We start from the raw sequence: 525 nt of genomic DNA, 5'->3' as shown, positions 1-525 counted from the left end.
AATCCAGCTAGCCCAGCCATTTACGAGCCATTAGCTCAGTTGGTAGAGCATCTGACTTTTAATCAGAGGGTCGAAGGTTCGAATCCTTCATGGCTCACTTTTGTTTTTTCCGCGCGGTCGTGGCGGAACGGCAGACGCGCTAGGTTGAGGGCCTAGTGGGGGAAACCCTGTGGAGGTTCAAGTCCTCTCGGCCGCATCAAAAAATCTTTTAAAAAAGTACTTGCATTTGAAAATGTAGTATGATAAGATAATTGAGTCGCCAAAATACAACGACGAAAAAAACATCATGAATAAGCGCCCGTAGCTCAATTGGATAGAGCGTTTGACTACGGATCAAGAGGTTAGGGGTTCGACTCCTCTCGGGCGCGCCATAACGGGAAGTGGCTCAGCTTGGTAGAGCACCTGGTTTGGGACCAGGGGGTCGCAGGTTCAAATCCTGTCTTCCCGACCACGCGGGTGTAGTTTAGTGGTAAAACAAGAGCCTTCCAAGCTCTGGTCGAGAGTTCGATTCTCTTCACCCGCTTT

The 525-nt window shown here is 49.5% G+C and carries 5 tRNA genes; all 5 read left to right on the top strand.

Features of this window, described 5'->3' with window-relative positions:
* Positions 1 to 24 precede the first annotated feature (24 nt).
* Positions 25 to 97 (top strand) — tRNA-Lys (locus F8162_RS21730).
* Positions 98 to 113: 16 nt separating this feature from the next.
* Positions 114 to 196 (top strand) — tRNA-Leu (locus tag F8162_RS21725).
* Between the two features lie 98 nt (positions 197 to 294).
* Positions 295 to 371: transfer RNA gene (locus F8162_RS21720), tRNA-Arg, on the top strand.
* Between the two features lie 3 nt (positions 372 to 374).
* Positions 375 to 451 (top strand) — tRNA-Pro (locus F8162_RS21715).
* 1 nt (position 452) lies between these two features.
* A tRNA-Gly gene (locus F8162_RS21710) sits at positions 453 to 523 on the top strand.
* Positions 524 to 525: the final 2 nt, after the last annotated feature.

The sequence above is a fragment of the Bacillus sp. CH140a_4T genome, assembly GCF_008923725.1.
Classification (GTDB): Bacteria; Bacillota; Bacilli; order Bacillales; family Bacillaceae_G; genus Bacillus_A.
Note: the sequence above shows the minus strand (reverse complement) of the source record. Positions and strands in the feature narration are given on the sequence as shown.